This is a genomic window from Bacteroidota bacterium (genome assembly GCA_021300195.1).
Taxonomy (GTDB): domain Bacteria; phylum Bacteroidota; class Bacteroidia; order J057; family JAJTIE01; genus JAJTIE01.
The window spans coordinates 84151-98410 of sequence record JAJTIE010000018.1 but is presented as its reverse complement, the minus strand read 5'-3'; the positions used below and the strand labels follow the sequence as shown (position 1 = coordinate 98410).

Here is a 14260-nt window from a genome sequence, read left to right as displayed (position 1 = left end):
TCAGGAAAGATCCTGTGCCAGCAGTTCTGCCAGATCCATCACTTTCAGGCTGTCCTGTTTCTCAAAATGCTTGGTACCGTCGGTCATCATGGTGCTGCAGAAGGGGCACCCCACAGCGATAATCTCTGCCTGGGTTTCTATCGCCTCTTCGGTACGCGCTATGTTGATCTCCTTGTTGCCCTTTTCCGCATCCTTAAACATCTGGGCACCCCCGGCACCGCAGCACAGGCCCTTGCTACGGCAGCGCTTCATCTCCACCAGGTCAGCATCCAGGGCTTCTATCAGGTTACGTGGCGCATCATAGATGTCGTTGGCGCGGCCCAGGTAGCAGCTGTCGTGCCAGGTTATGCGCTTGCCCTTGTAGGCACCCCCCTGCACCCGCAGCTTTCCGGCATCCAGTAGCTGCTGTAGGTAGCTGCTGTGGTGCAGCACCGTGTAGTTTCCGCCCAGTTCGGGGTACTCGTTCTTTAGCGTGTTGAAGCAATGCGGGCAGGTGGTTACGATGGTGTGGATGCCATAGCCATTCAGTACCTGTATGTTGGTGCTGGCCTGCATCTGGAAGAGAAACTCATTTCCGGCGCGCTTGGCGGGGTCGCCAGTGCAGCTTTCCTCCGGGCCTAGTACGGCAAAGTCGATCTGCAAATGCTGGAGTATCTGCACAAAGGCACGCGTAACGCGCTGTGCCCGGTCGTCAAAGCTGCCGGCACAGCCCACCCAAAACAGGATTTCGGGGGTTCGGCCTTCGGCAGCCAGCTCGGCCATCGTCTTTATTTTTTCCATGTTTTTCCTGTTTTTTTATGGATTTCCGTTGGACTAAGCACCTGTCTGGGCCCAGTTAAAGCGGTCGCTGGCGGACATGGGCCAGGGTGCTCCGTTGTTTTCAATGTTGGTAAACATAGCCATCAGAGCTTCGGGTGCCTGGCTCTGCTCCATCACCAGGTACTGGCGCATCTTCAGGATAATATCCAGCGGGTTGATGTTCACCGGGCAAGCCTGTACACAGGCATTGCAGCTGGTGCAGGCCCACAGCTCTTCGGCGCTTATTCGGTCGTGCAGGGTTTTTCCGTCATCCTGCCACTTCTTTTGCTTGTCCAGCTGGGCACCCACCTCCTCCATACGGTCGCGGGTATCCATCATTATTTTTCGGGGGCTCAGCTTCTTGCCCGTCAGGTTGGCTGGGCACTCGCTGGTACAGCGGCCACACTCGGTGCAGGTGTAAGCATCCATCAGGTTCTTGCGGCTCAGGTCAAAGATGTCCTTTGCCCCAAAGGTTTGGGGTTCCGCTGGGGCGGCGGGGGCTGTAGCGCCAGGGTCCAGCATCAGGGCCACCTCCTGCTTCACCTGCGCGTTTAGCGGAAAGTATCCCTTGGGCCGCTGGCGTGTAAAGTAGGTGTTGGGAAAAGCCATCATGATATGGAAGTGCTTGCTGCACGGGATGTAGTTGAGGAAAAGGAGGATGCCCACAATGTGCAGCCACCACGCCAGGCGCTCTATCAGGTGCAGGCTGGAGACCTCAAAACCCATAAAGGCAGGCACCAGGACGTGGGTAAGGGGATAGCTGCCATACAGCTCCTCGCCTGCTTTTTGATGATAGGCCTGGTAGCTGGCATTCATCACCACCAGGGCCAGGATAAGCACGATCTCTGTCCAGAGGATGATATTGGCATCCAGCCGGGGCCAGCTGCTCATTTCAGTACCACTAAACCGACGGAGCTTCAGCACATTGCGGCGGAGCAGAAAGATAACCGTAGCCAGGAGTGCAAGCAGGAAGAACACCTCGGCCCCGGCAGTAACCAGGCTGTACACCGGCCCTAGCAGCCCGCCCAGGATGCGCTGCGTACCCAGCAGGCCATCCAGGATGATCTCGACAATCTCGATGTTGATGATCAGAAAACCCAGGTACACACACAGGTGTAGGGCGGCGGGTATGGGGCGTACCACCATCTTCTGCTGGCCCAGGGCCACACGCAGCATGGTGCCCAGACTACGATCCATGGGCTCACTTCGGCCCAGGCCAATGTTTCGGATGATTTTGTAGAATGTGCGGGCAAAAAAACCGAGGCTGAGCACCAGCAGCAGGGCAAATGCGAGCTGTTCAATGTATTGCATGGTCCGAGATTAAGCTTGTCGCAAGATAAGAAATTTGCCTCCCCTGTGCGAAAAGCCACAAACTGGGCTTCCGGATGTGGCAGGATGCACTGGCTCGAGCCCAAAATCTGCTTATCTGGAGCCTGGATGGCCACAGGCTGGCTGGGCGGCCATCAAAAGCGGCAAGACTATCCTGACGCAAAAGATGGGCAAAGAGGAGCATAAAGCCTGAGCTACCCACCTCTTTTTTTGCTTTTTGAGGGCTAGGCCGGGCTGCTTTACCGCATATCCTGTATTTTGGCAGGATGAGCAAGATTGGGACAAAAGTAGGGATAGCAGGCGGAGGCATCATGGGTCAGGGTATAGCCCTGGTGGCTGCCACGGCAGGTGCCGAGGTGCTGGTGTACGACGTAAATGAACAGGTGCTGGCCAATGCCCAGGAGAAAATAGAGGACTTTACGCAAAAGGGGGTGGAACGGGGCAAAATGACCGCTGCGCAGCGGCTGGATCTATTGAATCGCATAGAATACACGGTGCATGTGCACGAACTGGTGGGCCCGTTAATGATAGAGGCCATACCCGAAAAGCTGGAGTACAAGCAGGATCTATTCCGACAGCTGGAAGCGCAGAACGCTGCCGACAGCATCTTTGCCACCAACACCAGCAGCATACCGGTAACACAGATTGCCGGCGGACTGCAGCGGCCCGAGCGGGTAGTGGGCATGCACTTTTTCAACCCTGCACCGCTGATGCAGCTGGTGGAGGTGATAGCTGCCGAGGCCACAGATCCGGGCGTGGTGGCGCAGATCATACAGCTGTGCCGCAGCTGGGGCAAAACACCCGCAGTGGTGAAGGATACGCCCGGCTTTATTGTAAACCGTGTGGCACGCCACTACTACCTGGAAAGCCTGGAGCTGGTGGAAGCGGGTATAGGTGGGGTGGAGACCGTGGACAAGCTGCTGGAGAATGCAGGGTTCCGGATGGGTCCCTTCCGGCTGATGGACCTCATTGGGGTAAATACCAATCACCGTGTGAGCGAAAGCCTATACGAGCAGTTTTACCAGGCTCCGCGCTTCCGGCCCAGCCGACTGCAGCAGAAAAAGGTGGAGGCAGGACACTGGGGGCAGAAATCTGGCAAGGGTTTTTACGACTACCGCGAAGCCTAACAGTGGCGAGGAAGTGGAAGCACTGAAGAGCTGCTACCAGCCCGGGCTGACAGAAGCAGGGGTGGACGAAGCGGGCCGTGGCGCACTGGCCGGGCCTGTGGTGGCGGCGGCGGTTATTTTACCCGCAGATTTTTCCGATCCACTGATTCGAGACAGCAAGCTACTGACTAGCAGGCAGCGGAACGAAGCCCGAAAACGCATCCTGGCCGAGGCCGTGTGCTGGGGGCTGGGCATGTGCTCCGTACAGCAGATAGACCGGGAAAACATCTTGCAGGCAGCATTTAGCGCCATGCATGAGGCCATAGAGGCACTGGGCATAGAGGCAGACCTGCTGCTGATCGACGGAAACCGGTTTCGGCCACACAGGCTAGCACATGTGTGCGTAGTAAAGGGCGATCGCCAGTATGCCAGTATTGCTGCTGCCAGCATCCTGGCCAAAACCTATCGGGACGAACTGATGGAGGAACTGGACCCTGTATACCCCGCCTATGGCTGGGCGCAGAACAAGGGCTACCCTACCCGAGCGCACAGAGAAGCCTTGCAGCGGGTGGGGCTTAGCCCCTGGCACAGGCGCAGCTTTGCTTGCATCCCTGCACCTGGCCTATTCGGAACCAGGCAGGAGAAGGGCTAGCGCACCAGTATGCGAAACGTGCGGGTAATAGCCCGGCCCGAACTGGTGATGTAGCGGATCTCTACGGTGCCGCCCACCTTTTGGCTGCCGCTGGTTACTTCCAGCTGCAGTTGGCCTGCCTGATTAGCATCATAGCTCTGGCGTGCCAGTACACTGCCAGCCTTGCGCACCTCTATGTGTACCTTGCTCCAGGGTTTCAGGTAGGATACAGCCAGATCCATCTTCTGCTCGCGCTCAAATACCATCTCCTGTTGCAGCTGGTAGGGCTTTCCGTTCACCCTAACTTCCACCTCGTCTCGGGCGGGCACCTCTGTGGCTTCACCTCCGTCAAAGCCCAGATCTTCATCCGAATAATCTTGCGCGGCTGCGGGCAGAGCCAGGGCAAGGAAAAACAACGACAGGAGAAATCTTCCGCAGAACGAATGGAGTATTGTCTTCACGCTATTCATGTATTCCAAGAGTATGAGTGTTACAAAGATAGCCCAACCGGGGCCATTATAGAGGGCATTGGAAGGCAGAAGCCTAATTGAGCATAACCGGTGGAAGCATAGCCTGAGCCGAATGATGGAAGAGCAGACTGTGTACCCGGCAGGTGGAGAATGCTGTTAGGGGCAGTAGCCCTACTTTTTCACGCGCAGTAGGCTCATTCTCCGCATCCACCACAATCCATAGCTTGGTGCGGGCTTCATTCAGGATATAGTCCTGTATTTCTCCCTGTTTAATCATCTGCTCTACGCGGGCTCGCTGCTCGGGTATGCGCAGGATAAAGTCGGTAGACTTATGCTCCGGAAAATCCATTTCTATCAGATACCTCGTCATGGCTAGGCTATTTGTATTTAAACCTCTGTGGCACTGCCCCGCGGGGTAGAATAGGTGGAGCTTTTTACCACTATATATACACTGAACGACAGCGGGTCTATACTTTATTTTGTGGTCTACCTGGCATACACCCACTTGCAAGTAATTGAGCCTCTAGCCCTAAAATACCACTGTGCCAATGCGCTCAGATAGCGGTTTCAACAGCTTATCCAGCTTTTGCGTTCGCTTCAGCAGTTTTATCACTTCTTCTTCGGCTGGCTCGGCCCCCTGCTGTTCGCGGATCATAATGAGCAGCTCTTGCTCCAGCTGCTTGTAGCGGTGGTAGTGGTAGTAGTCCAGGGCAGCCGTTACACATCGATCCAGATACTGGTCTGCAGCGGGTGTGTCTACATCTATCTGCTTCCAGCGTTCGCTCAGGGTATGCTTTTGTGTAACAAGCTGCGTTATCAGGCTCTGCGCCTCGCTACCCAGTTCATCTATCATGGCCGGTACGGTGTTTTCCTGCCGCTGGGGATAGTAGAGGAAGAAATGCTGGCGGATGCGCTCCAGCAGTGGATGCTGGAAATGCAGCTCGCCCAGCATTTCACTCAGTAGCTCAAATACGGTGGTGGGGGCATCTTCATACTGTATGCCTTGCTCGGGGTAATTGAGCAAAAGGCGGAGCAGTTCGCGCTCCTGCATTTCGTAGTGGCCTGTTAGTGGTGCCTGCGCCGGTTGTAGCCCGCTGGCGGCTGCTTTCTGTTCACTTCGGTGGGCGGCGCGTAGCTGCTGCTGGTGGTCCTGGCGGTACAGCTGTGCCATCTTGCCCAGCAGTAGGTCAGCCTCCAGCTGCAGCTGGCGGGCCGCCTCTTGGGTATACAGGTGCCGCTGGATCTCGTCGGGGATTTTGGCAATGAGGGTGAGCAGGGCCTCTGCCACCTGTGCTTTTTGGCCCAGGTCGCGTGGATCCTTCAGGTTATGGGCCAGAAAAAAAGAAACGACATCCTGTGTATGCTGCTCGGCATAGCGGCGAAAGGCAGCAGCACCCTCCTGCAGCAGGTAGGTATCGGGGTCGTGCCCCTCGGGCAGCAGCAGCGCCCGGGCAGAAAGGCCGGCAGAGAGGATCAGCTCCATAGCACGCAGGGTAGCCTGCTGGCCTGCCGCATCACTGTCATACACCACCAGGATTGTTTTGGTGTATCGGGCCAGCAGCTGCACCTGCTCGGCCACCAGGCTGGTGCCACAGCTGGCTACAGCCGTATTCAGGCCGGCCTGGTGCATGCTCAGCACATCCGTATAGCCCTCTACCAGGATAGCCTGCTGCTCCGTACGGATGGCATTGCGGGCTTGGTACAGGCCATAGAGTAGCTTGCTTTTGTTATAGACGGCACTATCGGGGCTATTCAGGTACTTGGCCGTCTTTTTATCCGATCCCAGAATGCGCCCGCCAAAACCAGCCACGGTACCATTGGGCTCCAGGATGGGGAACATTACCCGGTCGTGAAAGCGATCCAGCAGCTTGCCCGTTTTGTCGCTACGCAGGCTCAGGCCAGTATCCAGCAGGAATTTTTCCTGATACTGTGCCTTGAGGGCAGCCTGGGTAAAGGGATCCCAGCCGGAAGGGCAATAGCCGAGCTGAAATTCCTGGATAATGGACTCGCCAAAACCACGTTCGAGAAAATAGGAGCGGGCAAGGGTACGTCCCTCCTCACTGTGGATAAGCTGCTGATGAAACCAGCCTGCAGCAAAGTGGTTGAGCGCCCGCATGCTGGCACGTGCATCGGGGTCTTCGGCCTGCATCTGTTCCGTCTCCAGCGGAATGTTGTACTTACGGGCCAGATGCTGAAGCGCCTCGCCATAGGTATAGCCCTCCATTTCCATAAGGAAACCCACCAGGGTACCGCCTTTGCCCGAAGCAAAATCCTTGAATATACCCTTTTGCGGATGGACAGAAAAGCTAGGGGTGCGTTCGGCCTTGAAGGGAGACAGGCCCCACCAGTTTGTACCTCTTTTCTTCAGCTGCACGTAGTCGCCTATAACCTCCAGTATGTCAGCGGTTTGATAGATCTGGTCTTTTATATGCTCGGGTACGCGCATAGGGGGCGGAGCCAGGAACAGGGCTGTGCAAAACGGTAGCTACCGGTGTGGAAGAAAGGGGGAAAAATAGGGAATAAAAAAACCTGCCTGGTTACTGCTGCAGCCACGGGAAAGACAAGTTATTTTTTTCTCTCTTCATCCACCAGGGAACCGTTCTGCCTGTGGATAGGTAAATATACACAAGTGTGGGGAGGAAAACCGAAAGAAGCCGGGTAGGCAAGTGGAAAGCACGGGCAAAATCGGTGGATTCTGGGGTTTTTCGCGTACTTTTAGGGTGTCAAGTAGTCTGAACAAAATGTGGATTGTGATTTATCCAAATTTGGCGCAAACAGGTTTTGCCCCTATTCACACCCCCATTATGACTATGTTTTTTTAAATAGAAAAAGAACAAGAATTAATAAGAGGTGGAAAAAGTAAAGCAGGAAGCCCAGCGAGTTGGTTTTGTGCAGGCAGAGGTAGATCCGTTCCTGGATCTGTTTGCCGAGATAGAGCAACTGAAGCGGGAGAAGCGAGCAATCATCCTGGCACACTACTACCAGGATGCCGATATACAGGACGTGGCAGACTACGTGGGCGACAGCCTGGGGCTGAGCCAGCAGGCTGCCAAAACCGATGCAGACCTGATTCTGTTTGCAGGGGTGCACTTTATGGCAGAGACAGCAAAGATCCTGAATCCGCAGAAGAAGGTGCTGATACCCGACCTGAATGCGGGCTGCAGCCTGGAAGAGAGCTGCCCGGCAGAGGCCTTTGCCGCCTTCAAGGCGCAGTATCCCCGGCACAAGGTGGTGAGCTACATAAACTGCAGTGCAGAGCTGAAGGCCATGAGCGACGTGATTGTTACCAGTAGCAATGCGGTGAGCATTGTGAACAGTTTTCCCAAGAGTCAGCCGCTGATCTTTGCGCCAGATAAGAATCTGGGCGCTTTTGTGAGCAAGGTAACGCAGCGGCCCCTGGTGCTGTGGGATGGTGCCTGCATGGTTCACGAGATTTTCAGCCGAAACAAGATTGTGGAGGTGCAGCGGCAGCATCCTGCTGCTTTGCTTATTGCGCACCCCGAGTGCGAGGAGGCGGTGCTGCAGCTAGCAGATTTTGTAGGCAGTACTAGCGGGCTGCTCAAGTTTGTGCAGACTTCGCCAGCCAGGGAGTTTATTGTGGCCACAGAGCCAGGTATCCTGCACCAGATGCAGAAAACGAATCCGGAGAAGCAGCTGATTCCTGCGCCCAGCAACCAGCCCTGTGCCTGCAATAATTGTCCACACATGAAGCTGAACACCCTCGAAAAGGTGTACCTTACCCTGAAGTACGAAGCTCCCGAGCTGGAGATGGATCGTTCGCTGCTGGAGGCTGCCTACCTGCCCATACGGCGGATGCTAGACCTGAGTGCAGAATTGGGCCTATAGAAGTTAGTTCAAAATGCTGGAGGAGAGAGACATAGTGGGCACGCCCTTGTCGGCCATTGGTGAGTTCGGGCTGATAGCCGGGCTTCGGGCACGTTTTCAGGCCGATGCCGCCGAAATAGTCCGGGGCATTGGAGACGATGCCGCCGTGGTGTCCATTTCCGATACGGATGCCCTACTGATCAGCAGCGATATGCTGATGGAGGGAGTTCATTTCGACCGCAGTTATGGTCCCATTCTCCACCTGGGATACAAGGCCTGCATGGTGAACTTCAGCGACATCCATGCCATGAATGCTCGGCCCTTTGGCCTGGTGCTAAATCTGGCCGTGGGCAACCGGATGAGCACCCAGGCTTGGGATGCCTTTTACACCGGTGTAGAATATGCCTGCAGGGAGGCGGGCGTAACACTGCTGGGGGGCGACACAACCAGTACACGTTCGGGTATCGGTATTTCCGTCACAGTTTTTGGCAGGCAGCAGCGGGATAAAATCAGTTACCGATCGGGTGCACAGGTGCATGATGTGCTGTGCGTAACCGGAGACCTGGGGGCAGCCTATGCAGGGCTGCAGATACTGGAGCGAGAGAAACAGGTGCACCAGCAGAATCCGGATTTGCAGCCCGATCTATCCGGATATTCCTACATCGTGGAGCGGCAGCTGAGGCCGAGTTCCACCGCAAAGTATATCGACTGGTTTGCTGAGCGGGGCGTGGTGCCCAGCAGTATGATAGACGTAAGCGACGGGCTGGCCAGTGAGGTGAACCACCTGGCACGGGAGAGCGGGCTGGGTGCCCGGGTGCTTTTGAGCAGGCTACCCATAGACTATGAAACCAGCAAGGCTGCCGACGAAATGCAGGTAGCTCCAGGCACCTTTGCACTATACGGGGGCGAGGATTATGAGCTTTTGTTCACGGTTTCTCCTACAGACTTCGATCAGATCAAAGATCATCCACATATTTGCCCCATCGGTTTTATGACGACAGCGGAGACCGGCGTTATGCTGGTAACCGATGGCGGCGAGGCCAGCGAGCTAAAGCCCTTGGGCTATCATCATTTTCAATCCTAGATGCGCATCATTTCCTTTAACCTGAACGGATTGCGAGCCGCTATGAAGAAGGGCCTACGGGAGTGGGTGCTGGCGCAGGGTGCGGACGTATATCTGTTTCAGGAGATCAAGATCGATGAAGATGCCATTCAGGATTTTAAGCATACTTGGGATGGCTATGAATTTTACTACCATCCGGCCGAGAAGCGGGGCTATAGTGGGGTAGCAACCCTGACGAAGCGTGGGCCCAAGGAGGTGCGCTATGGCTGCGGCCACGCAGCCTATGATGCTGAAGGACGCTGCCTGCTAACAGATTTTGGCGACCTGGCAGTTCTGAACCTGTACCTGCCCAGCGGAACTAGCGGAGACCACAGACAGGAAGTAAAGGATCGGTTTCTCGAGTTTTTCAGGCCTTATGCCGCTAGCCTGCTAGAGCAGTACCCCAGGCTGGTTATTTCTGGCGACTACAATATCGCCCATATGGAAAGGGATATTCACGACCCCGTTCGGAATAAGAAGAGCAGTGGCTTTTTGCCGCACGAGCGGCAGTGGATGAGCGACTTCCTATCCGACGGGTGGGCAGACAGCCTGCGCCTGGTGACGGATGCACCCCAGCTGTACACCTGGTGGAGCTACAGGGCCGGTGCAAAGGCAAGAAACAAGGGCTGGCGAATAGATTATCACATTGTCAGTCCAGCTTTGGCACCCAGCGTGCTCGATCAGCGTATTTATGCAGAGGTGGACATGAGCGATCATTGCCCCCTGGAGTTGATTTTGGACGATGCATAACTATGGTGGATATTCAGCATAGACTACTTGCCTTCAAGCGCCGCTACTATCTGAACAAGATTGTTAAGGGCTTGCTTGTGCTCCTGCTGCTCGTGCTTGCTCTGTTCACGGCCCTGGTACTGGCTGAGAGTATGCTGTGGATGGGGGTGGGTGCGCGCACCAGTTTGTTCTTTTTGCTGCTTGCGGCGGCGGGTTTTGTTCTGGTTCGTTCTGTTGTTTTGCCGACTCTAGGCTATTTCCGGCTGGGTGCTACGCTCAATGAGGAAGCTGCTGCACGGATGATCGGGCAGCATTTTCCCGAGGTTCGAGACAGGCTTTTGAATCTGCTACAGCTTGGCCAGGCTGCCAGTGCACAGGAGTATAGCCTGCTTAGGGCCACCATTGAGGAGCGCACGGCCAGTATGCAGCATATATCTTTTGCGCGGGCCATCAGCTTCCGGGCCAATTGGCGCTTTGCCCGGTTGCTTGCTGTTCCACTCATGGTGCTGGCGGTATTTTTGGTAATCAATCCCCTGGTTTTGTACCAGAGCTCTACCCGCATCTTTCGCTATGCTACCCACTTTGTTCCGCCTCCGCCATTCGAGATTTTGGTTTCTGGCCACCCGGAGCGAATGATGGACGGTGCATCTGCCACCATTCGGATTAAGGCACGGGGCAGGCAGATACCCGATGATCTTTTTATCTATATCCAAAAGCAAGAGGGGGGGAGTTTTATTTCCTATCCACTGCTGAGAGATCGGGTAGCTTCTTACCACTATACGCTCGAAAATATGCACGGAGATTTTTCCTATTACATTGGTAATGAGGGATATGGCTCCAGGTTGTACGAAACACGTGTACTCCGGCGTCCAGAGCTGCGCCGTTTCCGAGCTGTTGTTTTTCCTCCTGCTTATACAGGCTTGGCACCAGAGACAATGCCCGATAATGTGGGCGATTTCAATGTGCTGAGGGGCAGCACAGTACGTTGGCTATTTGACTTTAACGGGCCGGTGGATAAGGCCTTCATCGCACTGGGCGACAAGCGCGAGCAGGTAATGAAGACCGATGCCGGCGGTTACCTATACGAGCGTACTGTTTTATCCAATCTTGCTTACAGCCTGCAGTTACAATCCGTAGACGGGATACAGAATCAGGATACGCTAGGATATCGTCTTACCGTTTCTCCAGATCGTTATCCTTCTGTCCGGCTGGTACAGCCAGAAACAGGCACCGATCTACCAGGTTCCGGCTTTGTTCTGGTACTGGCGGATGCTACCGATGACTATGGGCTTTCTGGCGCCAGTCTTTCCTATCGCTTTGTAGCCAGCAAGAACCCGGCAAAGGTTTCAGATTCTTTTAAGTCTCTGAAAATCAACTTATTGAATTCTATCCCTGTGCAATCCTTGCGTTCGGAGGTCGATTTTTTTGCCCTGGGTGCAGAGCAGGGGGATGAGCTGGAGCTGTACGTGACTGTATGGGACAACGACCAGATTTCGGGGCCTAAGTCGGCTAATTCTAGCCTGGTTAAGTTGTCTTATCAATCCGTGCAGAGCTTGTATGAGGAGGCTGAGAAGGATGCTGCCAACTGGAATGCTTCTACCAATGAGCTGATACAGCGTAATCAACGTCTGCAGTCCGAGCTGGAGCAGGTGCAGGAGAAGATACTGAGCAAGCAGCAGTTGGGATACGAGGATAGACAGCAGATACGCCAACTGGTGCAGCAGCAACAGCAGATTCTGAGCCAGCTGGAGGAGAATCGTAAGAAGCTGAATGAGCAGCGGCAGAATGCAGAGTCACAGAACCTCTATACACCCGAGACGCTGCAGAAGCTGGAAGAGCTTGAGCAGCTGATGGAGCAAATGGATCCGGAGGCGTTGCAGCGGATTATGCAGGAGCTGGAGAAGAATTCGGACAAGATGTCTCAGCAGGAGCTGAAGAATAAATTGGATGCGTATAAGCAAGAGGCTGAAGAGTTGCAGAAATCCATCGAGCGTACGCTTGAGCTTTTCAAGCAGCTGGAAATAGCTCAGAAGGTGGAGGAGCTAATTAAGCGGTTGGATGAGCTGGAAGCACGTCAGCAGCTACTTGAGGATAAGGTTCGTTCGGTGGAGGAGAGCAAGCAGAGCCGAGATTCGCGTCAGGCTCGCCTGGATTCTCTTGCCCGTGAGCAGGACGGACTCACAAAGGAAATGCAGGGCATAAACAAGGAGCTGGGGGAGCTGAAGGATAAGAAGGCGACGAGCCAAACGCCCGACGAGACGGAGATGAAGGAGTTGGAACAGCTGGGTAAGGAGGCACAGCAGAGTCAGCAGGATGCTTCGGAGCAGCTACGGTCTGGCAAGCCAAAGTCTGGTGCCCAACAGCAGCAGCAGAGCCAGCAGCAAATGCAGCAGATGCAGCAGCAGCTGAATGACATGCAGCAGCAGGCTGAGCTAGAGCAGCAGCAGGAAAATTATGACGACCTGCGGAGTTTGCTCGAGAACCTGCTAACCCTTTCTTTTGAGCAGGAGGAATTGCGAGACGAGGTAAAGGCCTTGGGCCGGAATGACGCAGGATTAGTTCGGTTGAGCCAGGAGCAGCGAAAATTGGCGGATGACATGCAGATGATAGACGACAGTCTTCGCGCCTTGTCGGGCCGGGTTTTTGAGATTAAGGCTTTTGTGATCGAGCGACTGGCCCAGATAGATAAGGAGTTCGATCGGGCAAATACGTTTTTTGCCGAGCGGAGAACCCCCATGGGTGTTGCCAGTCAGCACGAGATCATGAAGAATCTGAACGAGCTGGCAAACATGCTTACAGAAGCCCTGCAGCAGATGCAGCAGCAGATGCAACAGATGAAGGGCCAGCAGAGCAAGATGTGCAAGAACCCCAATGCCAGCGGGATGGGCAAGATGCAGCAGCAGATGCAGCAGATGGGTAAGATGCAGGGCGAGCTAAATAAGCAGATGGAACAACAGCGGCAGTCTGGCCAGGGCTCTATGGACGAGCTGGCCAGGCGGCAAGAGGAGATCAGACGCAGGATGCAGCAGCTCATGCAGCAGATGGAGGGACAGGGCGATAAGGGCCTGGGTAGCCTGCAAAAGGTTGCAGAGGATATGCAGCAAACAGAGGAGGACCTGCGGAAGCAGCAGCTAACGTCCGAAACCTTGGCGCGGCAGCAGCGTATACTAAGTCGTATGTTGGACTTCGACAAATCTATTAGAGAAAGAGAGTTTGAGGAGCAGCGCGAAGGAAAAACAGCATTCGAGGACGAGCGCGTGCCTCCTCAGCAATTGTCTCAGGACGAGCTACAGCAGCGGATTCGAAAGGAATTGTATTACAAGAATAAGTATGAGTACACTCGTTCCTATAGGCAGTTGATCGAGTCGTATTTTAATCTACTAGAATGATGACCACGATGAGCGCTTTTACCAAAAGTCAACCCACCGAACGAAACCTTGTCATTAGCAGTAGGATTGAGGAAATCTCGCTGGTAGAGGACTTCATAGAGGAGCTAAACCAGCTATATAACTTTCGAGAGGATGTTTATGGCAACATCCTTATCACGGTGACAGAGGCAGTGAATAATGCTATCCTGCATGGTAATCGAAATGATTCTTCGAAGAAGATCCGGATCACCTGCTCCTTCCTTACCGAGTACATGATTTCCTTTGCCGTAGAGGACGAGGGTGCAGGATTTGATTTTAAGAGCATTAAGGATCCAACCGCACCAGAGAACCTACTGGATGAGCATGGACGGGGTGTATATGTGATGCAGAATTTGGCCGACGAGATTCTATATAAGGGCAGCGGGAACATTGTGGAGCTCCGGTTCAGTATATGATTTCTTTTTATTCAATTCTTCCGTTCGGGCTGGGGCAGGAGGCAGAGGTGACGGACTGGCTGCTGAACGTAGCTGCCCGCTACGGCAGAACTGTGGAGAGCCTGGAGTACGTGTTTGTGGATGATGCATACCTGCACCGTATGAACCTGGATCATTTGGGACATGATACCTTGACCGACATCATTACCTTCGACTACTCTGTTTCAGCATCAATTGTAGGAGAGATCTACATAAGCGTTGAGCGCGTGCAGGATAATGCCCAGGATCTATCTATTCCCTTTATCGACGAGCTGCATCGTGTCCTGGTGCACGGCCTGCTGCATATTTGCGGCATGAGCGACGGTACTTCCGATCAAGAGCGAGAGATGCGGCTTGCAGAGGACCTTTCCTTGGGACTAAGAATGTTTTAAATTTCCACATGGTGTGTTCCACGTGGAACACAGTTGT

At 54.4% G+C, this 14260-nt stretch carries 13 protein-coding genes; 8 read left to right on the top strand and 5 right to left on the bottom strand.

Annotated elements, in window-relative coordinates:
• Both LW884_04695 and LW884_04690 read right to left on the bottom strand, forming a co-directional pair.
• The gene (locus tag LW884_04695; protein MCE3007635.1) at positions 1-780 is read right to left on the bottom strand and encodes a (Fe-S)-binding protein; all 780 of its coding nucleotides are present in this window, start codon (positions 778-780) and stop codon (positions 1-3) included.
• A 33-nt stretch (positions 781-813) separates the two neighbouring features.
• Positions 814-2109 (bottom strand): (Fe-S)-binding protein, encoded by a 1296-nt coding sequence (locus LW884_04690; GenBank protein ID MCE3007634.1) that lies wholly within the window; start codon positions 2107-2109, stop codon positions 814-816.
• A gap of 284 nt (positions 2110-2393) precedes the next feature.
• On the opposite strand from LW884_04690, the gene LW884_04685 reads away from it, so the two are divergent.
• Positions 2394-3254 carry a 3-hydroxyacyl-CoA dehydrogenase NAD-binding domain-containing protein gene (locus tag LW884_04685; protein MCE3007633.1) on the top strand — a complete coding sequence of 287 codons (861 nt, stop codon included), beginning with the start codon at positions 2394-2396 and terminating at the stop codon, positions 3252-3254.
• 13 nt (positions 3255-3267) lie between these two features.
• Positions 3268-3885: a ribonuclease HII gene (locus LW884_04680; protein ID MCE3007632.1), complete on the top strand. Its 618-nt coding sequence runs from the start codon at positions 3268-3270 to the stop codon at positions 3883-3885.
• On the opposite strand, the gene LW884_04675 is transcribed toward LW884_04680, so the two are convergent.
• From LW884_04675 to dnaG, 3 genes are all read right to left on the bottom strand, one after another.
• Positions 3882-4280: a hypothetical protein gene (locus LW884_04675; GenBank protein ID MCE3007631.1), complete on the bottom strand. Its 399-nt coding sequence runs from the start codon at positions 4278-4280 to the stop codon at positions 3882-3884. The genes LW884_04680 and LW884_04675 overlap by 4 nt on opposite strands.
• A 127-nt stretch (positions 4281-4407) precedes the next feature.
• The gene (locus LW884_04670; GenBank protein ID MCE3007630.1) at positions 4408-4704 is read right to left on the bottom strand and encodes a hypothetical protein; all 297 of its coding nucleotides are present in this window, start codon (positions 4702-4704) and stop codon (positions 4408-4410) included.
• A gap of 159 nt (positions 4705-4863) precedes the next feature.
• Positions 4864-6780: a DNA primase gene (dnaG, locus tag LW884_04665; GenBank protein ID MCE3007629.1), complete on the bottom strand. Its 1917-nt coding sequence runs from the start codon at positions 6778-6780 to the stop codon at positions 4864-4866.
• A gap of 404 nt (positions 6781-7184) precedes the next feature.
• Here dnaG and nadA point away from each other — a divergent pair, with 404 nt between their 5' ends.
• From nadA to ybeY, 6 genes are read left to right on the top strand one after another with little or no spacing between them, the layout of a single operon-like run.
• The gene (nadA, locus tag LW884_04660) at positions 7185-8180 is read left to right on the top strand and encodes a quinolinate synthase NadA (GenBank protein MCE3007628.1); all 996 of its coding nucleotides are present in this window, start codon (positions 7185-7187) and stop codon (positions 8178-8180) included.
• 13 nt (positions 8181-8193) lie between these two features.
• Complete coding sequence (gene thiL / locus LW884_04655; GenBank protein MCE3007627.1) at positions 8194-9243, top strand: thiamine-phosphate kinase; 1050 nt, start codon at positions 8194-8196, stop codon at positions 9241-9243.
• Positions 9244-10011: an exodeoxyribonuclease III gene (locus LW884_04650; GenBank protein MCE3007626.1), complete on the top strand. Its 768-nt coding sequence runs from the start codon at positions 9244-9246 to the stop codon at positions 10009-10011.
• 2 nt (positions 10012-10013) lie between these two features.
• Positions 10014-13379, top strand: coding sequence for a hypothetical protein (locus LW884_04645; GenBank protein MCE3007625.1), 3366 nt, complete (start codon positions 10014-10016; stop codon positions 13377-13379).
• Positions 13379-13813, top strand: a complete 435-nt coding sequence (locus tag LW884_04640) for an ATP-binding protein (GenBank protein MCE3007624.1) — start codon at positions 13379-13381, stop codon at positions 13811-13813. Before LW884_04645 ends, LW884_04640 begins: the two co-directional genes overlap by 1 nt.
• Entirely contained in the window at positions 13810-14223 is a 414-nt protein-coding gene (gene ybeY, locus LW884_04635; GenBank protein MCE3007623.1) for an rRNA maturation RNase YbeY, read from the top strand. The genes LW884_04640 and ybeY overlap by 4 nt, the downstream gene beginning before the upstream one ends.
• The last annotated feature ends 37 nt before the right edge of the window (positions 14224-14260 follow it).

Bases quoted from the DNA above. Each gene is read 5' to 3' on its own strand.
- LW884_04695 (MCE3007635.1), bottom strand. From the start codon at position 780: ATGGAAAAAATAAAGACGATGGCCGAGCTGGCTGCCGAAGGCCGAACC.
- LW884_04690 (MCE3007634.1), bottom strand. From the start codon at position 2,109: ATGCAATACATTGAACAGCTCGCATTTGCCCTGCTGCTGGTGCTCAGC.
- LW884_04685 (MCE3007633.1), top strand. From the start codon at position 2,394: ATGAGCAAGATTGGGACAAAAGTAGGGATAGCAGGCGGAGGCATCATG.
- LW884_04670 (MCE3007630.1), bottom strand. From the start codon at position 4,704: ATGACGAGGTATCTGATAGAAATGGATTTTCCGGAGCATAAGTCTACC.
- dnaG (MCE3007629.1), bottom strand. From the start codon at position 6,780: ATGCGCGTACCCGAGCATATAAAAGACCAGATCTATCAAACCGCTGAC.
- thiL (MCE3007627.1), top strand. From the start codon at position 8,194: ATGCTGGAGGAGAGAGACATAGTGGGCACGCCCTTGTCGGCCATTGGT.
- LW884_04650 (MCE3007626.1), top strand. From the start codon at position 9,244: ATGCGCATCATTTCCTTTAACCTGAACGGATTGCGAGCCGCTATGAAG.
- LW884_04645 (MCE3007625.1), top strand. From the start codon at position 10,014: ATGGTGGATATTCAGCATAGACTACTTGCCTTCAAGCGCCGCTACTAT.
- LW884_04640 (MCE3007624.1), top strand. From the start codon at position 13,379: ATGACCACGATGAGCGCTTTTACCAAAAGTCAACCCACCGAACGAAAC.
- ybeY (MCE3007623.1), top strand. From the start codon at position 13,810: ATGATTTCTTTTTATTCAATTCTTCCGTTCGGGCTGGGGCAGGAGGCA.